The sequence below is a fragment of the Xanthomonas sp. 3058 genome (assembly GCF_014199765.1).
Lineage (GTDB): Bacteria > Pseudomonadota > Gammaproteobacteria > Xanthomonadales > Xanthomonadaceae > Xanthomonas > Xanthomonas campestris_B.
Genome location: NZ_JACHOF010000014.1, coordinates 1 through 22,585, shown reverse-complemented (window position 1 = coordinate 22,585; position 22,585 = coordinate 1). Strand labels below are relative to the sequence as shown.

Genomic DNA, 22,585 nt, shown 5'->3' with positions numbered 1-22,585 from the left:
AATCTTCGATGGAAAAGCAATACGTCCTTGCGATCGATCAGGGCACCACCAGCTCGCGCGCGATGTTGTTCGATCGCCAGGGCAAGGTAGCCGGCGTGGCGCAGCGCGAGTTCGGGCAGATCTTCCCGCAGCCGGGCTGGGTGGAACACAACCCGCGCGAGATCATGACCAGCGTCTACACCACCATTACCGAGCTGCTCAACAACGCGCAGATCGATGCGCGCGCGATCGCCGGTATCGGCATCACCAACCAGCGCGAAACCGCGGTGGTGTGGGACAAGGCCACCGGCCAGCCGATCTACAACGCCATCGTATGGCAATCACGGCAGACCAAGGACATCTGCACCCAGCTCAAGGAAGCCGGCCATGAGCAGATGGTGCGCGACAAGACCGGGCTGCTGATCGATGCGTACTTTTCCGGCACCAAGCTCAAGTGGATCCTCGATCACGTGGAAGGCGCGCGCGAGCGCGCACGCAATGGCGAACTGGCCTTCGGCACCATCGACAGCTGGCTGATCTGGAATCTCACCGGCGGCAAGGTGCACGTCACCGACTACACCAATGCCTCGCGCACGCTGATGTACAACATCCACACGCTGGAGTGGGACGCCGAGCTGCTGGCGATGCTCGACGTGCCGGCGGCAATGCTGCCGGAGGTGCGCTCGTCCAGCGAAATCTACGGCATGACCCAGACCCAGTATTTCTACGGCGAGCAGGTGCCCATCGCAGGCATCGCCGGCGACCAGCAGGCCGCGTTGTTCGGCCAGGCCTGCTTCGAACCGGGCATGGCAAAGAACACCTATGGCACCGGTTGCTTTGCATTGATGAACACCGGCGACAAGGCAGTCGCCTCCAAGGCCGGGTTGTTGACCACCATTGCCTGGGGCATCGACGGCAAGGTCGAATATGCGCTGGAAGGCTCGATCTTCGTTGCCGGCTCGGTGGTGCAATGGCTGCGCGACGGCCTGCGCATGCTGGGCAAGGCCAGCGACTCGCAAGCCTATGCCGAACGCGCCGGCGACAACGACGGCGTCTACCTGGTGCCGGCCTTCGTCGGCCTGGGCGCGCCGTATTGGCGCAGCGATATCCGCGGCGCGGTGTTCGGGCTGACCCGCGGCACCACGAAAGAGCACTTCGTGCGGGCGGCGGTCGAATCGATGGCGTATCAGACCCGCGATGTGCTCACCGCGATGCAGAGCGATTCGGGCATCGAGTTGAAGGAACTGCGTGCCGATGGTGGTGCGATCGCCAACGACTTCATGGCGCAATTCCAGAGCGACATTCTCAACGTACCGGTGCTGCGCCCGGAAGTGGCCGAAACCACCGCGCTCGGCGCGGCCTATCTGGCGGGTCTTGCGACCGGCTTCTGGAGCAGCCGCGAAGAGATCGCCAAACAGTGGGCAGTGGACCGGCGCTTCGAACCGTCGATGGCCGAAGACAAGCGCGAACAACTGTATGCCGGTTGGCAGCAGGCAGTGGAAGCCACGATGGGCTTCCGCATCAGCTAAACGCTGCCACCGAAACGACTGCGCCCACCATCCGGTGGGCGCAACGTTAGGTTGGCAACTCGCGTGAGTTACGCATTGCAGGGCTGCATGCTGCAGCCCTGCAATGCCGCAGCAATTACTGACCGCCGGTGTTTGCGCGACCGGCAATGGTGTCCGGGTCCCAATGTTCCTTGATCAGACCCTTTTCGATACGGAACATGTCGAACCAGGTGGTGGTATAGGTCTTGCCGGGGTTACGCGGATCCGGCAGCGTGCGCACCGACACCAGCGTGACCAGATCGCCATCGGCGGTGATGGCGACCAACGGCAACTGCACGCGCGGCTGCACCGGGGTCGGCTTGACGAAGGCGGTCAGGAACGCAATGAACGCATCGCGCCCGTTGGCGACATTCGGGTTGTGCTGGATGTAGTTCTTGTCCATGTACATCGGCGCGTACTGCACCTGCCCCGCTTCGAACACGATGCGCCAGAAGTCGTAGACCAGGCGCTTGTTGGCGGTTTCGTACCAATTGGAACCGAGCAACAATTTCTGGTGATTGGTATTTTCAGTGACGGCGGTCTGCGCGAACGCCGCCATCGGTGCGACCAGCATGATCAGCAACAAGGCGTGCGAAACAATCTTTTTCATGGGGATCTCCTGGGAGGAACCGGGCCGTGCGCTCGCGGGGGAGTCGGCGCACGGCGCGATTGGGCAATGACGCGTCCTTGCACAGACAGCAACCATCACGCGTCCACGCCACCCTACCGAGCACATCCGCTGCCGCGCTAGCCACCCCGAAGTGCACCAGGGCACTTCGCAACGGCCTGGTGATAAAAAAATGACCTTTGAACAGACTGCCTCAGGCCTCGGCCACTTCGACCAGCGGCAGCCCCGCATAGTTTTCTGCGATGGTCGCGCGGCCAGCCTCGCTGCCGAGCAGATACTCCAGCTCGGCCTGGCGGATGCGCGCAGTGAAGGCATCTTCGTCGTCGAAGGTATGCAGCAGCGTGGTCATCCACCACGAAAACCGCTCGGCCTTCCACACCCGCTGCAGCGCCAACGCCGAGTACTGATGCAACACCTCGGCATCGCCGGATGCCTTCCAGCGCACGAACAGCTGCGCAAGCAGGCCGACGTCGGCCAAGGCAAGGTTCAGCCCCTTGGCGCCGGTGGGCGGCACGATATGCGCCGCATCGCCGGCCAGAAACAGACGGCCGTACTGCATCGGTTCGGCAACGAAGCTGCGCAGCGGCGCGATGCTCTTCTCGATCGATGGGCCGGTGACCAGTTGCTCTGCCAACGCTGCCGGCAACCGTGCGCGCAGCGCATCCCAGAACGCCGCATCGCTCCAGGCTTCCACACGGGCGTCGGCGGGCACCTGCACGTAATAGCGCGTGCGGGTAGGCGAGCGCATCGAGCACAACGCAAAGCCACGCCTGTGCCGCGCATAGACCAACTCATCGTGCACCGGCGGCGTGTCGGCCAGCACACCTAACCAGCCGAACGGATAGACACGCTCGAACAGGCGCATGCGCTCGGCCGGGATGCTGGCGCGGCTGACCCCATGAAAGCCATCGCAGCCGACGATGTAGTCGCAGGCAACGCGCATGCGACTGCCCTCGTGGGTGAATTCCACGCTGGGCGCAGCGCTGTCCAGCGCGTGCAGGGTGACGTCGTGTGCGTCGTAGTAGGTCGGCGCACCACTGCGCTGACGCGCCTGCATCAGATCGGCAGTGACTTCGGTCTGGCCATACACGGTGACCCCGCGGCCGCAACCGCGCAGCAGATCGATGCGCTCACGCTGGCCGTCGAGCGACAGTTCAAAGCCATGATGCGGCAGGCCTTCACGCTGCAGGCGATCGCCTACACCGGCGCGTTGCAGCAGCTCCACACTGCCCTGCTCCAGTACCCCGGCGCGGATACGCCCCAGCACGTGTTCGGGCGTCTGCCGCTCGACGATGAGCGTGTCGATGCCGGCGCGCAGCAACAGTTCGCCCAGCAGCAGGCCCGAGGGTCCGGCACCGATGATTGCAACTTGCGTCCGCATGGCGGCGCTCCTGCCTTCAATGATCAGGCCTGCAGTGTCGGTAGCCAAACGCGACCATTGAAGGGATGATTGCGCGCAGTGCTTGGACTTTTCGACGATGCCCACACGCGCACCCCACACTGCTGCAGTCACTGCTGTTCCCGCCTTCGGCCTGTACGGCGAGCGGCACGCCGACGCACCGGAGTTATTGCATTGGGAGTCGATCGCCGCGCGCAGCCGGCTGCATGACTGGCACATCACCCCGCACCGGCATGAAGACCTGGCGCAGCTGCTGTATGTGCAGCGCGGGCCGGCGACACTGCAACTGGATGGACGCACCCAGCGTCTGCGTGGCGCCAACGTGGTGTGGCTGCCGCCGCTGTGCGTGCACGGGTTTGCGTTCGCCCCGCAGGTCCGCGGGCACGTCATCACCTTGTGCATGCCACTGGTGCGCAACGCACTGAGCGCTGCACCGCTGCTGCAATCCGGCCTGGCGATGCCGGCAGTGTTGCCGGTCAAGGCATCGCAACGCCTGCTGGATGTGCTGTTCGGCAGCATCGCCGACGACCACGCGCACCAACGCATGGGGCACGAAGCCGCGCTGCAGGCCGCAGCAACGCACTTGGTGATCTGGACCGCACGCGCTGCGCTGCAGGGACTGCAAGACGCGGCCGTGGCCAACGCGCAGGCCGATCCGGCGCTGCGTCATCTGCGCGCGTATCAAGCCTTGATCGACCAGCACTATCGCGCGCATTGGCCGATCTCCCGCTACGCCGACCAGCTGGGGCTGACGCCGGGTCATCTCAATGCCTTGTGCCGACGGCTTGCCGATGCCTCGGCCCTGGAACTGCTGCAACGCCGGATCATGCTCGAAGCACGTCGCAACCTGCGCTACACCAGCCTGAGCGTGCAGCAGATTGCCGCAGCGCTTGGATTTTTCGATGCTGCGTACTTCAGCCGCTATTTCGCCCGCCACACCGGCTGCTCGCCGACATGCTTCCGTGCCGGTGATTAGGAGCGACCAACAGACTTTCGACTCTCTCCCACAGTTGGGCGGGGCAGGCTATTACTCACTGCCGTATGTCTTGACGTGATTTGACAGCACCACTAGTTCAGGTGCAGAGCGGCTGATCTGTGGTTTGCCTGCAAGGTCCTTGCCCGCCCAGCGTCGCGGGACACGCTGCAAGTAGGTCCATGTAGCTCTTACGCGGCATCCATGCCGCGTAAGGTCCAGCGACGCTGGGCGGGCAAGGCCCCCTCAAGATGGTCGGTGTACAGGGTGCAAGCAGCATGACGCGCCTTTGATTCGCCAGCTCTCATGTGAGTGCGCCCCGCAACAGCAAACCAATACAACGAGATGGTTCGCTTTTCATCCAACCACCGACCAACTTTATGGCGCGGTGTCCTCGCCGCTTGCGGGACCGTGTGGCGGCATGGATGCCGCCACCGAGCGTACATGGACGTACTTGCGGCGTGTCCTGCGAGCGGTGAGGACATCGCGCGCTCGACGCACTGAGCTTTCAACTGCATCTACACGTCGGTTGCACCTTGCCAATCAGAACGGATACTGCGGCACTTCGCTCTTGATCGTCAGCCACTGCCAGTGCGTGTACTGCTCCCAATCGGCCGGACCACCAACGCTGGTGCCGTTGCCGGATGCGCCGGTGCCGCCGAACGGGTTGATCACTTCATCGGCCACGGTCTGGTCGTTGATGTGCAGCAAGCCGGTATGCAGGCGCTCGCCCAGCGCCAGCGCCCGCGACACCGAGGTCGACATGATGCCGGCAGCCAACCCATATTCGCCGTGGTTGGCCATTTGCGCGGCCTCTTCGTCGGTGTCGAACACGGTGATGTTGATCACCGGCCCGAACACTTCCTCATCGAACACACGCATGCCCGGGCGCACGTTGGACAACACGGTCGCTGCGTAGAACAAGCCCTCGTTGGTTGCGCCGGCTTCCACCACCGCGCCGGCGGCGACACTGTCGGTGACGATATCGATCACCCGTTGCAGCTGGCGCTGGTCGATGATGGGACCGAGTGCCACGGTGCCGCTGACCGGGTCGCCCACCGGCAGATGACGCGCCTTTTCCGCCAGACGCTGGGTCAACGCATCGGCCACGCTGCGCTGTACCAGCACCCGTCCGGTGGCCATGCAGATCTGGCCCTGATGCATGTACGCACCAAAGGCAATCGCCGATGCGGCGCGGTCCAGATCCGCATCGTCGAGCACGATCACCGCGTTGTTGCCGCCCAGTTCCAGTGCCACCTTTTTCAGATGTCGCCCGGCAATTTCGCCGATACGGCGGCCGGCAGCAGTCGAGCCGGTGAAAGCGATCATCGGGATATCCGGCGCTTCCACCAGCGCCTGGCCAATTTGTGCATCGCCGTGCAGCACGTGCAGCAAGCCCTTGGGCAGGCCGGCTTCTTCCAGCACCTGCGCAATGATCACGCCACCGGTGTAGGGCGTGCGCGGGTCGGGCTTGAGGATCACCGCATTGCCCATCGCCAATGCCGGCGCCACCGAACGCAGCGACAGGATCAACGGGAAGTTGAACGGCGATATCACCGCCACCACGCCCAATGGCAAATGGCGGGCCAGGCTGAGCTGGCCGGCACCGGTCGGCAGCACCTGCCCCATCGCCTGCAACGGCAGGCCCGCAGCGTGCTGGTAGAACGCCACCGCCTCATCGACCTCGCGCTGCGCCTTGGGCAAGATGCCGCCGGTTTCGCGTGCGATCAGCAACGCGGCTTCGGCACTGCGTGCCTGCATCGCCTGCGCGGCGCGGTGAAAGACCGCAGCACGTTCGCGCGGCGCGGTGGCGGCCCAGGCGCGCTGCGCCTGTTTGGCCTGTGCCACGGCAGCGGCAACATCGGCCAGATCGGCCTTGCTCACCTCGTGCAGCAAACCGCCGGTGGCCGGCTCATAGATCGGCAAGGCGCCGCCGTGGCCCGGTATCCAGTCGCCATTGAAGATGCAGCCGTGCCACGCGGGAGTGGCGATTGCAGCGGCCGCTCCGCTGGGAAGAGCATTCATGGTCTAGCCTCCTGCTGAAAACAGTGGGGAATTACAGCGTGGTGGATGCCAGGCCACCATCGACCGGCAGGGTGATGCCGTTGATCCAGCGCGCCGCATCCGATGCAAGAAACACGATCGCCTCGGCCACTTCATCTGCATACGCAGGGCGCGTCATGCGCTTGGCGTCTTCCTTGACGCGCTCCTCGCCCAGCATGGCGGCGAAATCGCCAAGGATCGGGGTAAAGACCGGCCCGGGCGAGACGTTGTTGACGCGCACGCCACGCTCGGCAAACCACGGCCGCGATTGCAGCAAGGTCCACACGATCAACGCTTCCTTGAAGTATTGATAGCAGGTGTCGTGCGCCACCGGATGGGCGGCCAGCCATGCGGCGCCGGCATCGAAGCTCTCGGTGGCGGCCAGTTGCTTGTGCAGGTCCAGCCGCTGTGGCCATTCGGCGCCCAGGATCGACGCGACATTGATGATGCTGCTGCCGGAGGCGATACGCGGCAACAGCGCCTGGCTCAGATGGCGCAGGCCCAAGTAGTTGACGCGTGCCACTACCTCCAGCGGTGCGGTGCCGGGCACGCCGGCCACGTTGGCCAGCGCATCGATCTGCTCCGGCAGCGCGCGCACCAGCGCATCGATGGAGGCCGGGTCGCCCAGGTCGGCCTGATGGAAGCCATGCAGGGTCATCTGCACCGGTGTGCGATCGACACCGATCACCGTGGCGCCATGGAACCGCGCAAGCCGTGCGACCTCTGCGCCGATGCCCGATGCCACACCGGTCACCACGATCGTCTTGTTTTGCAAATTCATTGCCACCCTCCGTTAGGAGCCAGCTGCGCCGGCACTAGAACACATGGACGTACTGCAGATTGACGTTGTTGCCGGAAGCGGCATTTCTCACGTCCACCGGCAGGTAAAGATTGGCGAACAGGATGTTGTTGGCATCGAACCGCCACACACCGCCTGGGCCTGCGTAGAACACGCGCTGGCGGCCATCGGGACGCGCCGGCCATTGGTGCGGTTATCGCGAAATTGCGTGAGGTAATACGCGTTGATGCCCAATCGCACGTCCGGCACCACTTCCCAGGAGGTGGCGAGATGGATCCAGCCCGCATCGCCGGCCTGGCCGTTGCGGAAGGCAACCCCGTCGGGCAGGTTGGGCCGGCGCTCGCTGCGAAAGAGGCCGTTGGTCATCGCCATGCTCTGCGGCACGCCCTGCGCAAGCGTCGCCCCGCTCGCAAGCGGCGCCACGCTGCCGAGCGCTGCAGGCAGTCGCCACGCCGCCCTGACAGCCACGCCACGCACCACCGAGGATCGAATCACTAAGCACATCTCCAGCGTTGGAAGGAAGCAGCGGGCGTGCCACCTGGCACGCGATCAGGCAGAGCGATCTCCACGCTGCGCAAGGCACGTGCCATCAAGACGTTGGTGAGATCACGCTGGCGGGCAGAGGGCCGGCGCAGTGGGCTTACGGCGTATCGAGCCGATCCAGACGATCCAGACGATCGAGCGCGCGCAGCAGCGGCGCCTCGCTGGTGCCGAGCACCGCACTGAGCTGCTGCTCCATGCGCAGCACTTCGGCTTCGGCATCGGTCAGCAGGGTGACGCCGGCCGGCGTCAACGACAAATGCTGCATACGCCGGTCCTGACGCCCGCGCACCTGCCGCAGCAGACGGCGCTTGACCAGCCTCGCCACCACGATGGCCAGGTTCGGCGGCGAGACATGCAAGACGTCGCCGATCTGGCGCTGGTTGATGCCCGGGTTGCCATCCACCAGCATCAGCAAGGAGAAATCGACCGGTTTCAGATCGAAAGCGGCAACGCATTCCTGAAACATCCGCCGCACCAGCAGCTCGGTGCGGGTGATGCGGTAGCCCAGCATTCGTAGCAGACGCGCCTGGTCCACCGCGGTGATGGCATCGGGCAACGGTGCAGCAGTGGCTGTAGCGGGCATGACGGTTCTCGCGACAAAGGCAGCGGGCGGAGCGGTACGCGCCATGCGCCCGGGCCGCAACGCCGATCCCCGGCGTGCAGCGCATTGTAGACGCGGCAAGGCCTGGCGATGTGGACATGCCGGCTGTCGATACCTGCTGCGACCATGCGCATGGGCGCGCCGCCGTCGCACCGGCCGTCCACGCGCGCGCCTGACCGCAATGCAGCGCTGCGATGTGCGGGGGACGGCGGTGATCCAGGCACGGCGTGGACATGAGATCCGGTCGGCAAGTGATTGCGTTGCAGAATAGTTATAGATCATAACTACATTGCCAAGCTGCACCGCAGCATAGTCGCGTCCGCTAGCCCGCGAGCGGGTGCCGGGCGGGTGTGAAGGCACGTACGGATCGCAGGCGAGCCCGTTACGGTTGCTGCCACGGCGGGGTTGCCGCAGCGTTGTGTCGAGGTCATCGATGTCCGGACATGCACGCGCCCGGCAATGCAGACTTGCGCAGCGCGCCTACGGCAGCCAGAGTTTTTCGAGATCGCGGAAGCCCCAGTCGGTCGGGCTTTCCATCTGCGCGATACGGTCCTGGCAATCGGGCCGCGACAGGTCGATGTCCTGCACCAGCACATGGCTGCGCAGCTTGGCCGAATAGAACACGCGCACCTTGGGCTTGAGCAGCGCGTCTGGCGTCTGTTCGATCACCACGGCCAGCTTCTGCGATTCCAGGCGCACCAGCGAGCCGACCGGGTAGATGCCCAGCCGGCGCACGAACGCCTGGAATACCACCGGGTCGAAATGACCCTTCCACGACGCCATCTGCTTGAGCGATTCGGCCGGGTCCCAGGCGCGTTTGTAGGGGCGGTCGGAACTGATGGCGTCATACACATCGCACACCGCGCCCATCCGCGACATCAGCGAGATGCCTTCGCCGACCAAGCGGTTGGGGTACCCGCTGCCGTCGATCTTTTCGTGATGATGCAGCGCAATTTCCAGCACCACCGCGTTCTGCACGCCGCCGGCCATCAGCAGGCGATGCCCATCCAGCGGATGCTGGCGCATCACCTCCATTTCTGCATCGGTGAGCCGGCCGGGCTTGTTGAGAATCTCCAACGGCGTCACCGCCTTGCCCATGTCGTGCAGCAGGCCGCCCATCGCCGCTTCCACCACCTGCGCCTCGGGCAGGCCGAGCTGGCGCGCCAGCCCGCTCATCAAGCCGGCCACGGCCATCGAGTGCAGATAGGTGTAGTCGTCGGCGGTCTTGAGCCTTGCCACGCTGATCAAGGCCTGCGGGTGCCGTAGCACCGAGTCGTTGATGGCTTCCACCAACGGCATCGCTGCCTCGGTGTCGACGGTGCGCCCCAGCCGCACATCGCGAAACATCGCTTCCACCATGTCGCGGCCGTCTTCAAAAATACGCCGCGCCCGCACCACTTCGGCTTCGATACCGACCTGCGCGGTGACGCTGTTGGTCCGCGCACTGCGCGCGGTGGGGGCCGGCTCCGGCGGTTGCGGTTCCGATTCCGGTTCCGGCATGGGAGGTGGCGATGGCGCATCGCCAGCAGCCTGCTCGCCGACTGCCGCGCCCCTGTCCACATCCAGGCCGCGCGCGGTGTCGATCACCAGTTGCTCGATCCGGCTGGCATGGATCTTCTCCACATCGTCGGAATCGACCAGAAACGACGTCTTCCAGAACGGATGGTGCACCCACGCGCCCAGCAGCTTGTAGACATACATGCCGGGGCGGAGTTGATCTGAGTCGATGGTTCTGAGCATGCCAGCGCTGATCTGCACGATGTCCGCGAAAACGCCCGCCACGGGTGCGGAGGGTCATCCGTCTTATCGGCACTGGGGGAGATTTCTTTGGTCCGCTCGACCTCGCCAGACTGCGTGGGCGCATGGCGGCTGAGCAGGCCAGCAACCGTGCCGGGCAGTGTCGAACGGGGCGTCGCGACGTGCTGCCGGGCATGCGGCAGGCCGAGTTGCCACCGGTAGCCAAACGTCCGGGGAGCGTCTTTCACGGTCGCAGTGCCTGAACATCGGCCATCGCAAACCCTTGGCGCACCTTTTGCAGGGCCACGCAACGGCGAAGTGACCTGCGCTCTTGTTGCACAAACGCCAACGCGGATGCGTGAGTCGTGCTGGCAACGTCGATGTTCAGTCTGGGTCTTCTTCGTGAGCGCGTAGGCGCGATTGCCTAATTCCTCACCCAGCCACAGCGCGGCCTGTTCAACAGGCCCGCGCACTGGCAGTTATCATGCAATCACTGCCCATCGTGGGCAACCTGTTTGATGCGTGGAGAATGCCGTGACCCCGATCCGTTCGTTCCTGGAACACACCCCGCAGCTGGGCGCGCGCGTCTATGTCGACCCGGCCTGCACCATCATCGGCAAAGTGAGCTTGGGCGATGACGTGTCGGTGTGGCCGGGCACGGTGATCCGTGGCGACGTCAATCAGGTGCAGATCGGCGCACGCACCAACGTGCAGGACGGCACCATCATCCACGTCAGCCACCACAGCCCGTTCAATAAGGCTGGCTATCCAACCATCATCGGCGAGGACGTGACCGTGGGCCACGGCACCATCCTGCATGCCTGCACCATCGAAGACCTGTGCCTGATCGGCATGGGCGCCTGCGTGCTGGATGGGGCCACCATCAAACGCTACGGATTTGTCGGCGCCGGTGCGGTGGTCGGCCCAGGCAAGGTGGTTGGCGAAGCGGAATTGTGGCTGGGCAATCCCGCGCGCCTGGCGCGCAAACTCAGCGACAAGGAAATCGAGAGCCTGCATTATTCGGCGCAACATTATGTGCGGCTCAAGGATCAGTATCTGGGCATGCCTGGCGGCAGCTGATCGCCGAGTGGACGCGCCCGGCTGTCAAGGCTGGGTCGCCTGCTCCAGTGCGGCCAGCATCGTCAACGCCTGCTCGCGCGATGCCCCGCACATCTCCATCGATGGCCGCAGGCTGCTGCACACCGCCGGGCGCGCCGGCGAGCCGAACAGCCGGCACCCCAGCCGCGCATCAAGCTGCACACACGCCACACCCGCCGGCTTGCCATCGGGCATGCCGGGAATCGGCGAACTGATCGAGGGCGCGATGCAGCAGGCTGCGCAGCCCGAACGGCAGGAAAACTCAGAAGACATGCGCCTAGTGTAGCTGCGCATCGCGTGTCGCTTGTAGCAACCGCAAACGCGCCCTGGAAGCGGAACAGTCTCGATCCCGGCAGCGCCGGTAACGTACACGCATCGCCTGCCCAGGCGCGGCGTTGCACGACGCAGGACGCGATCGTTGCCACACTGCTCCAGGCCAGCGCGGCGATGCGCAGATGCGTGACGCGAAGGGAACAGGTTGGCGTTTTCTGCGCAGATGTTTTCTGCGCAGATGCTGGACGCTGCGCGCCGGCACGCAGCGTGCGCAAGCGCCTGACCGGCTACTGCACAGCCCGCGCGTCGCGCAGCCCCGCCCGACAGACAGCTGCGTGCTACCGTGCGAAATCGCCAGAACGCATCGCGACGGTTGCAGCAGCAACAGTCGCAACGCGCTCTAATTGCCAGCCACAGCTCGCTGATCAGCCGCCGACTTCGCCATGCCCGAGTATCGCTCCAAGACCTCCACCCACGGCCGCAACATGGCCGGCGCCCGCGCACTCTGGCGCGCCACCGGCATGCAGGATGGCGACTTCCACAAGCCCATCATCGCCATCGCCAACTCGTTCACCCAGTTCGTGCCCGGGCACGTGCATCTGAAGGATCTCGGTCAGCTGGTTGCGCGCGAGATCGAGCGCGTCGGCGGCGTCGCCAAGGAATTCGACACCATCGCCGTGGACGATGGCATCGCGATGGGCCACGACGGCATGCTGTATTCGTTGCCCAGCCGCGAAATCATCGCCGACTCGGTCGAGTACATGGTCAACGCCCATTGCGCCGACGCGCTGGTGTGCATTTCCAACTGCGACAAGATTACCCCCGGCATGTTGATGGCCGCGTTGCGGCTCAACATTCCCACCGTGTTCGTCTCCGGCGGCCCAATGGAAGCCGGCAAGACCAAGTTGTCCGAACATAAACTCGATTTGATCGATGCAATGGTGATCGCCGCCGACGACAGCGCATCGGACGAGAAAGTCGCCGAATTCGAACGCAGCGCCTGCCCCACCTGCGGCTCGTGCTCGGGCATGTTCACCGCCAACTCGATGAACTGCCTGACCGAAGCGCTGGGCCTGTCGCTGCCGGGCAACGGCACCGTGGTGGCCACGCACGCCGACCGCGAGCAGCTGTTCCTGCGCGCCGGACGCGTGGCGGTGGAGCTGTGCCACCGCTGGTATGGTGGCGAAGATCCCACCGCCCTGCCCCGCGGCATTGCCACCTTCGACGCCTTCGAGAATGCGATGACGCTGGACATCGCCATGGGCGGCTCGACCAATACCATCCTGCATCTGCTCGCCGCCGCGCAGGAAGGCGAGGTGCCGTTCGGCATGCGCGATATCGACCGCCTGTCCAAGCGCGTGCCGCAGCTGTGCAAGGTCGCCCCGAATACGCCCAAATACCACATTGAAGACGTGCACCGCGCCGGCGGCATCATGGCCATCCTCGGCGAGCTGGCGCGCGGCGGGCTGCTGCATACCAACGCGGCCACGGTGCATGCACGCACGCTGGCCGATGCCATCTCGCAATGGGATGTCACCCAGACAGACGACGAAAAGGTGCACACGTTCTACAAGGCCGGCCCGGCCGGCATTCCCACGCAGATTGCCTTCAGCCAGGCCACGCGTTGGGACAGCCTGGATACCGACCGCAGCGACGGCTGCATCCGCGATGTCGCCCACGCGTTCTCGCAGGAAGGCGGCCTGGCCGTGCTGTACGGCAATATCGCCCGCGACGGCTGCGTGGTGAAGACCGCAGGCGTGGACGAATCCATCCACGTGTTCGAAGGCAATGCCCGCGTCTTTGAGAGCCAGGATTCGGCGGTCAAAGGCATTCTCGCCGACGAAGTAACGGCCGGCGATATCGTGGTGATCCGCTACGAAGGCCCCAAGGGCGGCCCCGGCATGCAGGAAATGCTCTACCCCACCAGCTATCTCAAATCCAAGGGCCTGGGCAAGCAATGCGCCCTGCTCACCGACGGCCGTTTCTCCGGCGGCACCTCGGGCCTGTCGATCGGCCACGCCTCGCCGGAAGCCGCGGCGGGCGGCGCGATCGGCCTGGTACGCGATGGCGACAAGATCCTGATCGACATTCCCAACCGTTCGATCAATCTGCTGGTGTCCGACGAAGAGCTTGCCAGTCGCCGCGCCGAGCAGGATGCCAAGGGCTGGAAGCCGGTGGAGGTGCGCCCGCGCAAGGTCACCACGGCGTTGAAGGCGTACGCGTTGCTGGCGACCAGTGCGGACAAGGGTGCGGTGCGCGACAAGGCGCTGCTTGACGGCTGAAGCATTGCCATGAAGACCGCGGATTCTTGGCCGTCTTCATCGTATCCCGGCATCGGACTGTGGAAGACACTTCAGTCCCGACGCCTGACCGCCAACCCCCACAGCGGGTTGGCTTTTCCTGGCGGCGACGTCATCCATCGCCGATGCGCAGCCCATCCAGCGGGCTGCGCACCGCCGACGCCCCACGCCCGAGCACATGCGTGTAGATCTGCGTGGTTGCCACATCCTTGTGGCCCAACAGCTCCTGCACGGTGCGTATATCGTGGCCGGCCTCCAGCAGATGCGTGGCGAACGAATGCCGCAAGGTGTGGCAGGTCGCCGGCTTGTCGATCCCCGCATGGCGCCGTGCCGCCTGTACCGCACGCTGCAGGATCTCCTCCGACACGTGATGCCGAGCAACTCGGCCACTGCGCGGATCCACCGATCGACGCGCGGCGGGGAACAGATACTGCCAGCCGGGCTCGACATCGGCAGTGGGATACTTGCGCGCCAGCGCATGCGGCAGGAACACCCGTCCTGCTCCCTCGGCGAGATCAGCGGCATGCAGCAGCAGCGCCCGCTCGCGCTGCCGCATTAATTCCCCACGCAGGCTGCGCGGCAGCGGCACCCGCCGATCCTTGCCCCCTTTTCCGTCGCGCACCACGATCTCGCAGCGAACCATGTCCACATCCTTGATCCGCAACCGCAGGCATTCCAGCAACCGCATCCCGCTGCCGTACAGCAGCCCCGCCATCAGCCGACAAGACCCCTCCAACATCGTCAGCAAGCGCGTCACCTCCTCGACCGAGAGCACCACTGGAATGCGCCGCGGTCGCTTGGCGCGCACCAGATTCTCCATCCAGGGCAACTCCACGCCCAGGACCTCGCGATACAGGAACAGCAGTGCCGCCAGCGCCTGATTCTGCGTGCCGGCCGACACCTGACCCCGCGTCGCCAGTTCGGTGAGAAACGCCTCGACCTCTGCCTGCCCCATCTGCGCTGGATGCCGTTTGCCGTTGGCCAGGATGAAGCGTCGGATCCAGCCCACATACGCCTGCTCGGTACGCAGGCTGTAGTGGCGAAGCCGCAGCCGACCACGGACCTGATCCAGCAGCTTGGGGGTCAGAGGCGTCATTACGCCTGCATCGTCACGGGTGTCACTCATACGCCTGCTCAAACGTCGGATAACGCAACCAGCATCGACGCCAAGACTGTCGGTTGCCATCCGGCAAGTCATTGTTACGGAATAGGAATTCCCTCTTCCCAGACCTCAGCCCTTAGTCGATACTTGGCGCAACACCGCTTTTGGGCGGTCCAATAGTAGTTAGGCAGTGGTGGAGCAAATGCGTTGGTGGTTGCCGCTTCGGTGGGTTCGCAGGCGTGCATGCGCTTGGCTCCGGACAGCAGTCATCACCGTTGCTGGTTGCGGTAAGTTGGGTGCTTCGCCTTAGCACGTCGTTCCCGCGCTGCGCTCGGTGCAGTTGGCTTCGGTGGCATCACGCGCCGCTGCATCGCAGGGCAAGCCCCCTCCCGCAAGCTGTGGCACACTCGGTCCAGGCGGCAGTGCTGGGGAGCAGGGTTGCACCATCCAACCTTCGCGGCCACTCACTGCCTAACAACTCATTCAAGCCGAAGTTGCTTCGCAACTCGGCTTAATTCAAGCGTTAGGCGGCACGGGATAGGTCGCGACAATGGGGAGAGTGATTCATGAGCGCTTTTGAGTGGACGGTCGTCATCCTGCTTGTTCTCATCTTGTTCAAGCCTAGCGGCAAGCCATTCCGACTTGAGGGTACTGCCCTGCACTTGATGCAGCAGTATGAGAGCCGGCTTATTGCTATAGAGACACACCTAGCGGAGATCGACGCCTCAACCAGGTCAGCTAGCGATGACTTAGGTGCCATGCGCATTGCTCAACTACCGGAGTACCCACCGGATGACCTTTAAGTTGCCGCCTAAGGAACCTCTGAACAACTCACCGACCATCGGGGGAAGCTTGTAGCCTCGCCTGATCCCGACAAGTGCCCTTACTGAAAATCAAGGGCTTACGCGTGACGCAGCCTGGCTCAGGCTCCGATCGAAGGCCTGAGACAGAGTTGTTCAGAGCTTCCCTAACAATTCATTCAAGCCGAACCCGCTTCGCGGGTCGGCTTAACTCAGGCGTTAGGCGGCATGGGTAGTTCCATGGACATTGAGACTTGGGCATCGGCGTACATCGCGTTTCAGCAAGACGGCTCGTGCTCAACTGACAGCCATCCACTTTGGTGGGCGGCGGAAAAATTCATGGATGATCCGGGCGCAGAGGATTCCTGGGCCGCGATTCTTGCAATCCTTGCCAAAAGCCCACCGGATTCAGTCATTGGCATACTTGCCGCCGGGCCACTGGAAGACCTGATCCATGAGGCCGGGCCGCAATACATTAAGCGCATTGAGCTGGAGGCGCGTCGCAATCCTGCATTCTGTCACTTGCTCGGTGGCGTCTGGGAGAGCAGTACGCCAGACATTTGGGCTCGTGTAGAGTCGGCACGTGGAGGTGCGTGGTAATGCCGCCTAACAATTCATTCAAGCCGAACTGGCTTCGCCAGTCGGCTTAATTCAAGCGTTAGGCCGTGGTGGAGCAAATGCGTTGGTGGTTGCCGCTTCGGTGGGTTCGCAGGCGTGCATGCGCTTGGCTCCGGACAGCAGTCATCACCGTTGCTTGTTGCGGTAAGTTTGGCACTTCGCCTTGGCACGTCGTTCCCGCGCTGCGCTCGGCGCAGTTGGCTTCGGTGGCATCACGCCCCGCTGCATCGCTGGGCAAGCCCCCTCCCGCAAGCTGTGGCACACTCGGTCCAGGCGGCAGTGCTGGGGAGCATGGTTGCACCATCCAACCTTTGCGGCCACTCACTGCCTAACAACTCATTCAAGCCGAAGTTGCTTCGCAACTCGGCTTAATTCAAGCGTTAGGCAGTGGTGGAGCAAATGCGTTGGTGGTTGCCGCTTCGGTGGGTTCGCAGGCGTGCATGCGCTTGGCTCCGGACAGCAGTCATCACCGTTGCTGGTTGCGGTAAGTTGGGTGCTTCGCCTTAGCACGTCGTTCCCGCGCTGCGCTCGGTGCAGTTGGCTTCGGTGGCATCACGCGCCGCTGCATCGCAGGGCAAGCCCCCTCCCGCAAGCTGTGGCACACTCGGTCCAGGCGGCAGTGCTGGGGAGCAGGGTTGCACCATCCAACCTTCGCGGCCACTCACTGCCTAACAACTCATTCAAGCCGAAGTTGCTTCGCAACTCGGCTTAATTCAAGCGTTAGCAACCTATGGAAGACTCGCTGTCGGTCAATGAAGCGCTAGACAAGCTGCCTCACCTCAACGGGCTACCTGTAGCTGTCCATGGGATTCTCCACTTCGAGTTCGAGCACATCGCTATCCGGCACTATCCGAAGGCCGAGAGACGCGTCGTAGATCCATCCGGCCTTGCCAGCTCCAGCATTTGGCTAAGCACTGGCTCTGGCAGTGTTCAGCTCAATGAAAGAGGTCTGGATAAATTGAATGGCCACAGGGTATCGGTGTTGGGCACCCTCCATGCGCCAGATCCGCGTTTGGACGGCTGCGGACACATGTCTGGCAGTCCAGCTGAAATTCTTGTTAGCTCCATTGATCGCTTGTAGGCTGCTAACAGTTCATTCAAGCCGAAGCCGCTTCGCGGCTCGGCTTAATTCAAGCGTTAGGCATGTTGGTGAGCGCATGAGTTCGGATAGAAAAATCAGTTACATCGTCGCAAGCGACGTCAACCCCAGGGACGGGATCGGACTAGAAACATACATCGATGGCGATCTGGTCATGGAGATATTCAGAGATGACTCGGAGAGAAGGACGTACATGTCACTGTTCTCCAGCAAAGTCGACATCGCTGTACTTGAGGCGTCCATCGCGCAGTTCAGGGCGCGAATAAACTCTGACTACATCGAGTAGCCGGATTGGCCAGCCCCATGCCTAACAATTCATTCAAGCCGAACCCGCTTCGCGGGTCGGCTTAATTCAGGCGTTAGGCGTCATATCGGGCGCCTACTAAGGTTGAGAGATTACCGATGAGTGATATTGCTTTACCCGATTCACTTGAGGTTTCGCTGACCCCTGATGAGCTCAGGTATCTCGTTGCCTGTGGTGCAGCCTTGCTCCAGAACATTCCTGAAAGTTCGCTGCCGACCTATTCTCAATTTTCCAAAGAACAGATAATTTCGTTTTCAGGTCGCATCCGGAGAATCATGGATGAACACGGCCTGGGCATGTAGAGTGGTGTTTACAACTTCGGAAAATAGGTTGGCACCTAACAATTCATTCAAGCCGAACCCGCTTCGCGGCTCGGCTTAATTCAGGCGTTAGGCCGCAATGGACAGAATTTTGAGGAAATGCGATGAATGCGAGAGCCAATACGTCGCCACCGCTTCAAACATGTCCTCGCTCTGTCCAGAGTGCGCTCATGTTCTGTATGCCACACCAAAATGCTCACATGAGTTCATTTCAGGACAATGTGTCATCTGCGGCTGGGATGGCTCCAGCTCGCCATACATTCAATCCCTACTGCGGCCACCTCAGTCATCGGCCTAACAGTTCAATCAAGCCGACGTGCCTACGGCACGCGGCTTATTTCCAGCGTTAGGGCCCATACCAAACTTCAAGGAGAGTCCATTGAGCAGGCCGGTCATTCCAAACATGAGATTGTGGCCTCGCAACTTGAGTACATCTCAAGGCGGTGGGCTGTCCACATCCCAGTACGGCGGTATGTCGACTTCACAGTACGGCGGCATGTCCACATCGCAGTACGGTGGCCTCTCCACCTCGCAGTACGGTGGCCTCTCCACCTCGCAGTACGGTGGCCTCTCCACCTCGCTGTATGGTGGCTTGTCCACTTCCCAGTACGGAGGCTTGTCGACCTCACAGTACGGCGGTCTATCTACTTCACAGTACGGCGGTCTATCCAGCTCTCAAGGCGGCGGCATGTCCACGTCTGCTACCAACGTGTACATGAGCAACATTCCGCCATGGCCTGTATTCCTCCGCGAGCTCGAGGCGCGCGGGTACCAGACTCAGGCTGACTTAATCCGGCAGCGTCTGCCAGATTTTCTGTGGCCCGAGAACTTCTTCCGCTAATGGGCCCTAACAATTCATTCAAGCCGAACCCGCTTCGCGGGTCGGCTTAATTCAGGCGCTAGGCAACTCATTCAAAATTATGGAGAACCTTTTGAGTAAAAATACACAGTTTGACTGGGATCTCTACTTCTCCTCTGCATCGTTTCGCCAGATCAGAGAGCTTTCACCAGAGCTATCCAATCGACGCGTTCCTTCTCTCTATAGCCCCGACCGCCAACTTTTTTATCTGACTTCTCTAGAAAGTGAAGTTACGACCAGTGATGAGGCAGAGTTGCTCGTAGCCCTCAATGAGGTCCGCAACCTCTATTTTTCAGCTAGGTCGACCGGTTCTGCTAATGGTAAAGACTTCATTGCGCGCCTTGACTTCATAGAGCTCTGCAACTTACTCGCAAATGTCAGTGATGAGCCAGATACGTACATGGATCCGGACGAACTTCTAGGGCAAACATCCGAATCAGGTGCCTAACAATTCATTCAAGCCGAAGTTGCTTCGCAACTCGGCTTAATTCAAGCGTTAGGCAGCAGACCATGCTCAAGTCGCACATGGACGCAACAGAAACGGCGCTTCTCGCTATCTCACGCGTCCCCGCAAACAGCGGACACAGCCTGCACAAGGGCACGCCGAGAGAGGCTTTTATCAAAGAGTTCCTCGTCGCCCATCTCACGCAAACAGTCGCGATCGGGTCGGGAGAGATCATTGACTCCTCGTCGGAGCCCAAAGCGCAACGGAACCAGTACAACATTGTTATTTACAACAAGAGCTACCCAAAACTTGATTTTGGCGGTGGCGTAAGCGGGTTCTTGATTGAGTCCGTGATCGCAACTGTTGAGGTCAAGTCCACCCTTACAAAGAAAGACTTGCATCAAGCTATTGGCGCGGCGCGCAATGCCAAAGCTCTTTTACCGCGATTTGTTAGTGCATTTCAGGCCGGATATGTTCCCCACGGATACTGAACTACGTCGTCGCTTATGACGGACCCGCGAGCATGGCAACTGCTCAAGGTTGGCTGCATGAGATCCACAGCGAGCTGGGCGTATCAGTCCCTGACTTACCCGTTGGTGATGAGCGGCTAAATCAGCCATCCCCATCGATTGACGCTATTTTTATCCTGGGCAAGGGATTCAGCTACTTTGACAACGTTCCAAATGGTTTCAACACACCAGCCAGTCGGGCGGGTCAGCCGGGCGTTAAGTGGATATATGCCGACAGTGTGTTTGGCAACCTACTCCTTCAGTTCCTCTTCTTGCAGTCCGCGACGGCAAATATCTCGGGGCGCTGGTTGGACCCAATACCCTACTTGGCAAACTTTCATGTAGGTAGCTTGCGTGCCTCTTCTGCTGCCTAACAATTCGTTCAAGCAGGACCCGCTTCGCGGGTCGGCTTAACCCAGGTGTTAGGCCGTGGTGGAGCAAATGCGTTGGTGGTTGCCGCTTCGGTGAGTTCGCAGGCGTACATGCGGTTGGCTCCGGACAGCAGTCATCATCGTTGCTGGTTGCGGTAAGTTTGGTACTTCGCCTTGGCACGTCGTTCCCGCGCTGCGCTCGGTGCAGTTGGCTTCGGTGGCATCACGCGCCGCTGCATCGCTGGGCAAGTTCCATCCCGCAAGCTGTGGCAAACTCGGTCCAGGCGGCAGTGCTGAGGAGCATGGTTGCACCATCCAACCTTCGCGGCCACTCACTGCCTAACAACTCATTCAAGCCGAAGTTGCTTCGCAGCTCGGCTTAATTCAAGCGTTAGCGCTAAGGAGAGCACATGAAGTACCTGATACTACTAGCAACAGTATTTTTGTCCGGCTGCGTTACAACATCCGGAAACTACACGGTTACCGCAACACGCGCTGATGGGACATTCATCCCAAACGCGATCTTGGCTCAGGGGTCTGGAATCTACTCGGCGAGGAATGCGTTCTGCAAAGCACATCCGGGTGCAACCGTTAAGATCACTGACAACGAAACTAAAGAAGAGCACTTGTCTGAAAGCCCATACAAATGCAAGTAATGCTTAGCGCTAACAATTCATTCAAGCCGACGCCGCTTCGCGGCGCGGCTTAATTCAGGCGTTAGGCCGTGGTGGAGCAAATGCGTTGGTGGTTGCCGCTCCGGTGGTTTCGCAGGCATGCATGCGGTTGGCTCCGGACAGCAGTCATCACCATTGCTGGTTGCGGTAAGTTCGGTGCTTCGCCTTGGCACGTCGTTCCCGCGCTGCGCTCGTTGCAGTTGGCTTCGGTGGCATCACGCGCCGCTGCATCGCTGGGCAAGCTCCATCCCGCAAGCTGTGGCACACTCTTCACAGGCGGCAGTGCTGGGGAGCATGGTTGCACCATCCAACCTTTGCGGCCACTCACTGCCTAACAACTCATTCAAGCCGACGTTGCTTCGCAACTCGGCTTAATTCAGGCGTTAGCGCCCACAGCGAGATCCCCGAGACGTGCAAAGCGAACGACCCGCCGGCGTACCTGCCGGGACCATCCAGATCGACCCTGAGCGGGGCTTCGGTCCTCATCTTTCGGATGCATTTCTCGACCTGTATGGCGAGGACTCGGTCTTTGTAACTGCTGCCGTAGATCTGCTCACCTGGCAATTCGTCGCCGTCCTTATCAAGGCTGAGAAGCTCGCGGCGGACTTTGTGGCAGTGCACTACGGCCCCCCAGAGATGCGGAATGCCTTGGACGCCTTTCTCAAGGTCCTTTCTGGTCGTGGTTTAGAAAAGCCTCATACTTTGCTCATGCGGTCGGCTACAGGGCATGAGCAGCCGCAGGCGTTTCAGGCCGCTGCCGTCGCCCTGCTGGGATACGCTGTGGTGACGCGCTGGCTGCAGCTGCTGGAGCAACAGGACTATGCTGGCATGACCCTGCTCTTGGCCGTGCAGTAGGTGGGCGCTAACAATTCATTCAAGCCGACGCCGCTTCGCGACGCGGCTTAATTCAGGCGTTAGGCCGCACGACACTCCAAGGAAACTGAGACACATGAGCCGTTCCATTCTCCTGCCTGTCGTTCTCGGCATCATGCTGGTAGCAGCACCCCTGCGTGGGCAAAGCACCCCAGCAGAGCTTCCTGATGCTGCGTTACCGGCTGAGCTGGATCGAGTGCTTCGCGACTATGAGCACTCATGGCGCGCGGGTGACGCAACTGCCCTCGCCTCGCTATTCGCGGAGGATGGGTTTGTACTGCAAAGCAATCGTCCGCCAGTTCGCGGACGCTTAGCCATCCAGGCAGCTTATGAGGGGCAGGCCGGCGGCCCATTGCGGCTACGCGCACTCGCTTTTGCAGCCGGAGACACAATCGGCTACATCATCGGTACGTATCGCTACGGCAATGCGCCCAACGACATAGGCAAGTTCACCCTCACTCTGCATCGTGCTCCGGGCAAGCCGTGGCTAATCTACTCGGACATGGACAACCTAAACACGACGCCTAAAAGCCAACGTGCGCCAGAGCACTAGAGGTGCGGTCTAACAATTCATTCAAGCCGAAGCCGCTTCGCGGCTCGGCTTAATTCAGGCGTTAGACCTTCCACGTCACCCACCAAACTAGAGCAGGCACGGACGCACATGTCATTACTCTCCGATTTCTACGTTGCC

At 61.9% G+C, this 22,585-nt stretch carries 20 protein-coding genes and 1 pseudogene; 12 read left to right on the top strand and 9 right to left on the bottom strand.

Annotated elements, in window-relative coordinates; translation table 11 throughout:
• Positions 1 to 8: 8 nt before the first annotated feature.
• Positions 9 to 1,508 carry a glycerol kinase GlpK gene (gene glpK / locus GGR61_RS15600; RefSeq protein ID WP_184622502.1) on the top strand — a complete coding sequence of 500 codons (1,500 nt, stop codon included), beginning with the start codon at positions 9 to 11 and terminating at the stop codon, positions 1,506 to 1,508.
• Between the two features lie 115 nt (positions 1,509 to 1,623).
• On the opposite strand, the gene GGR61_RS15595 is transcribed toward glpK, so the two are convergent.
• Positions 1,624 to 2,136 carry a nuclear transport factor 2 family protein gene (locus GGR61_RS15595; RefSeq protein ID WP_184622501.1) on the bottom strand — a complete coding sequence of 171 codons (513 nt, stop codon included), beginning with the start codon at positions 2,134 to 2,136 and terminating at the stop codon, positions 1,624 to 1,626.
• Between the two features lie 211 nt (positions 2,137 to 2,347).
• A complete protein-coding gene (gene pobA, locus GGR61_RS15590; protein WP_184622500.1) occupies positions 2,348 to 3,535 on the bottom strand; it encodes a 4-hydroxybenzoate 3-monooxygenase in 1,188 nt (395 codons plus the stop codon).
• Between the two features lie 97 nt (positions 3,536 to 3,632).
• Between pobA and GGR61_RS15585 the strand changes: the two genes are divergently transcribed.
• On the top strand, positions 3,633 to 4,529 hold the full coding sequence (locus GGR61_RS15585; protein WP_184622499.1) for a helix-turn-helix domain-containing protein: 897 nt from the start codon (positions 3,633 to 3,635) through the stop codon (positions 4,527 to 4,529).
• Between the two features lie 540 nt (positions 4,530 to 5,069).
• On the opposite strand, the gene GGR61_RS15580 is transcribed toward GGR61_RS15585, so the two are convergent.
• From GGR61_RS15580 to GGR61_RS15560, 5 genes and pseudogenes are all read right to left on the bottom strand, one after another.
• The gene (locus GGR61_RS15580) at positions 5,070 to 6,551 is read right to left on the bottom strand and encodes a benzaldehyde dehydrogenase (RefSeq protein ID WP_184409548.1); all 1,482 of its coding nucleotides are present in this window, start codon (positions 6,549 to 6,551) and stop codon (positions 5,070 to 5,072) included.
• Positions 6,552 to 6,582: 31 nt separating this feature from the next.
• Positions 6,583 to 7,350, bottom strand: a complete 768-nt coding sequence (locus GGR61_RS15575) for a coniferyl-alcohol dehydrogenase (protein WP_184622498.1) — start codon at positions 7,348 to 7,350, stop codon at positions 6,583 to 6,585.
• Positions 7,351 to 7,384: 34 nt separating this feature from the next.
• Positions 7,385 to 7,719 (bottom strand): annotated as a pseudogene (locus GGR61_RS15570) (transporter); the annotation flags it as partial.
• A gap of 289 nt (positions 7,720 to 8,008) precedes the next feature.
• A complete protein-coding gene (locus tag GGR61_RS15565; RefSeq protein WP_184622497.1) occupies positions 8,009 to 8,494 on the bottom strand; it encodes a MarR family transcriptional regulator in 486 nt (161 codons plus the stop codon).
• A gap of 498 nt (positions 8,495 to 8,992) precedes the next feature.
• Positions 8,993 to 10,252 carry an HD-GYP domain-containing protein gene (locus GGR61_RS15560; protein ID WP_184622496.1) on the bottom strand — a complete coding sequence of 420 codons (1,260 nt, stop codon included), beginning with the start codon at positions 10,250 to 10,252 and terminating at the stop codon, positions 8,993 to 8,995.
• A 531-nt stretch (positions 10,253 to 10,783) separates the two neighbouring features.
• On the opposite strand from GGR61_RS15560, the gene GGR61_RS15555 reads away from it, so the two are divergent.
• Positions 10,784 to 11,329 carry a gamma carbonic anhydrase family protein gene (locus tag GGR61_RS15555; protein ID WP_184622495.1) on the top strand — a complete coding sequence of 182 codons (546 nt, stop codon included), beginning with the start codon at positions 10,784 to 10,786 and terminating at the stop codon, positions 11,327 to 11,329.
• A 24-nt stretch (positions 11,330 to 11,353) separates the two neighbouring features.
• Here GGR61_RS15555 and GGR61_RS15550 read toward each other — a convergent pair whose 3' ends face one another.
• The gene (locus tag GGR61_RS15550) at positions 11,354 to 11,620 is read right to left on the bottom strand and encodes a YkgJ family cysteine cluster protein (protein ID WP_184622494.1); all 267 of its coding nucleotides are present in this window, start codon (positions 11,618 to 11,620) and stop codon (positions 11,354 to 11,356) included.
• Between the two features lie 443 nt (positions 11,621 to 12,063).
• Between GGR61_RS15550 and ilvD the strand changes: the two genes are divergently transcribed.
• A complete protein-coding gene (ilvD, locus tag GGR61_RS15545) occupies positions 12,064 to 13,902 on the top strand; it encodes a dihydroxy-acid dehydratase (RefSeq protein ID WP_184622492.1) in 1,839 nt (612 codons plus the stop codon).
• A 130-nt stretch (positions 13,903 to 14,032) separates the two neighbouring features.
• On the opposite strand, the gene GGR61_RS15540 is transcribed toward ilvD, so the two are convergent.
• Positions 14,033 to 15,016, bottom strand: a complete 984-nt coding sequence (locus GGR61_RS15540; RefSeq protein ID WP_184622598.1) for an integron integrase — start codon at positions 15,014 to 15,016, stop codon at positions 14,033 to 14,035.
• Between the two features lie 1,046 nt (positions 15,017 to 16,062).
• On the opposite strand from GGR61_RS15540, the gene GGR61_RS15535 reads away from it, so the two are divergent.
• The 8 genes from GGR61_RS15535 (at position 16,063) to GGR61_RS15510 (ending at position 22,447) form a co-directional block, all read left to right on the top strand.
• Positions 16,063 to 16,422, top strand: coding sequence for a DUF6869 domain-containing protein (locus GGR61_RS15535; RefSeq protein ID WP_260288054.1), 360 nt, complete (start codon positions 16,063 to 16,065; stop codon positions 16,420 to 16,422).
• A gap of 1,175 nt (positions 16,423 to 17,597) precedes the next feature.
• A complete protein-coding gene (locus tag GGR61_RS20960) occupies positions 17,598 to 17,825 on the top strand; it encodes a hypothetical protein (protein WP_221237414.1) in 228 nt (75 codons plus the stop codon).
• 116 nt (positions 17,826 to 17,941) lie between these two features.
• Entirely contained in the window at positions 17,942 to 18,145 is a 204-nt protein-coding gene (locus tag GGR61_RS15530; RefSeq protein WP_184622488.1) for a hypothetical protein, read from the top strand.
• A 950-nt stretch (positions 18,146 to 19,095) separates the two neighbouring features.
• Positions 19,096 to 19,470 carry a hypothetical protein gene (locus GGR61_RS15525; RefSeq protein WP_184622486.1) on the top strand — a complete coding sequence of 125 codons (375 nt, stop codon included), beginning with the start codon at positions 19,096 to 19,098 and terminating at the stop codon, positions 19,468 to 19,470.
• A gap of 62 nt (positions 19,471 to 19,532) precedes the next feature.
• A complete protein-coding gene (locus GGR61_RS20955) occupies positions 19,533 to 19,958 on the top strand; it encodes a DUF6602 domain-containing protein (RefSeq protein WP_221237413.1) in 426 nt (141 codons plus the stop codon).
• 32 nt (positions 19,959 to 19,990) lie between these two features.
• Positions 19,991 to 20,350, top strand: coding sequence for a hypothetical protein (locus GGR61_RS20950; RefSeq protein ID WP_221237412.1), 360 nt, complete (start codon positions 19,991 to 19,993; stop codon positions 20,348 to 20,350).
• Positions 20,351 to 21,432: 1,082 nt separating this feature from the next.
• Complete coding sequence (locus GGR61_RS15515; RefSeq protein ID WP_184622484.1) at positions 21,433 to 21,876, top strand: hypothetical protein; 444 nt, start codon at positions 21,433 to 21,435, stop codon at positions 21,874 to 21,876.
• A 133-nt stretch (positions 21,877 to 22,009) separates the two neighbouring features.
• Complete coding sequence (locus GGR61_RS15510) at positions 22,010 to 22,447, top strand: nuclear transport factor 2 family protein (RefSeq protein WP_221237415.1); 438 nt, start codon at positions 22,010 to 22,012, stop codon at positions 22,445 to 22,447.
• The last annotated feature ends 138 nt before the right edge of the window (positions 22,448 to 22,585 follow it).

What these genes read in the sequence shown, in the direction of transcription:
- GGR61_RS15580 (WP_184409548.1), bottom strand. Translation starts at nt 6,551, where the DNA reads ATGAATGCTCTTCCCAGCGGAGCGGCCGCTGCAATCGCCACTCCCGCG.
- GGR61_RS20955 (WP_221237413.1), top strand. Translation starts at nt 19,533, where the DNA reads ATGCTCAAGTCGCACATGGACGCAACAGAAACGGCGCTTCTCGCTATC.
- GGR61_RS15510 (WP_221237415.1), top strand. Translation starts at nt 22,010, where the DNA reads ATGCTGGTAGCAGCACCCCTGCGTGGGCAAAGCACCCCAGCAGAGCTT.
- GGR61_RS15595 (WP_184622501.1), bottom strand. Translation starts at nt 2,136, where the DNA reads ATGAAAAAGATTGTTTCGCACGCCTTGTTGCTGATCATGCTGGTCGCA.
- GGR61_RS20960 (WP_221237414.1), top strand. Translation starts at nt 17,598, where the DNA reads ATGAGTTCGGATAGAAAAATCAGTTACATCGTCGCAAGCGACGTCAAC.
- GGR61_RS15585 (WP_184622499.1), top strand. Translation starts at nt 3,633, where the DNA reads ATGCCCACACGCGCACCCCACACTGCTGCAGTCACTGCTGTTCCCGCC.
- ilvD (WP_184622492.1), top strand. Translation starts at nt 12,064, where the DNA reads ATGCCCGAGTATCGCTCCAAGACCTCCACCCACGGCCGCAACATGGCC.
- GGR61_RS15540 (WP_184622598.1), bottom strand. Translation starts at nt 15,016, where the DNA reads ATGACGCCTCTGACCCCCAAGCTGCTGGATCAGGTCCGTGGTCGGCTG.
- GGR61_RS15550 (WP_184622494.1), bottom strand. Translation starts at nt 11,620, where the DNA reads ATGTCTTCTGAGTTTTCCTGCCGTTCGGGCTGCGCAGCCTGCTGCATC.
- GGR61_RS15560 (WP_184622496.1), bottom strand. Translation starts at nt 10,252, where the DNA reads ATGCTCAGAACCATCGACTCAGATCAACTCCGCCCCGGCATGTATGTC.
- GGR61_RS20950 (WP_221237412.1), top strand. Translation starts at nt 19,991, where the DNA reads ATGGCAACTGCTCAAGGTTGGCTGCATGAGATCCACAGCGAGCTGGGC.
- GGR61_RS15565 (WP_184622497.1), bottom strand. Translation starts at nt 8,494, where the DNA reads ATGCCCGCTACAGCCACTGCTGCACCGTTGCCCGATGCCATCACCGCG.
- pobA (WP_184622500.1), bottom strand. Translation starts at nt 3,535, where the DNA reads ATGCGGACGCAAGTTGCAATCATCGGTGCCGGACCCTCGGGCCTGCTG.
- glpK (WP_184622502.1), top strand. Translation starts at nt 9, where the DNA reads ATGGAAAAGCAATACGTCCTTGCGATCGATCAGGGCACCACCAGCTCG.
- GGR61_RS15530 (WP_184622488.1), top strand. Translation starts at nt 17,942, where the DNA reads ATGAGTGATATTGCTTTACCCGATTCACTTGAGGTTTCGCTGACCCCT.
- GGR61_RS15575 (WP_184622498.1), bottom strand. Translation starts at nt 7,350, where the DNA reads ATGAATTTGCAAAACAAGACGATCGTGGTGACCGGTGTGGCATCGGGC.
- GGR61_RS15535 (WP_260288054.1), top strand. Translation starts at nt 16,063, where the DNA reads ATGGACATTGAGACTTGGGCATCGGCGTACATCGCGTTTCAGCAAGAC.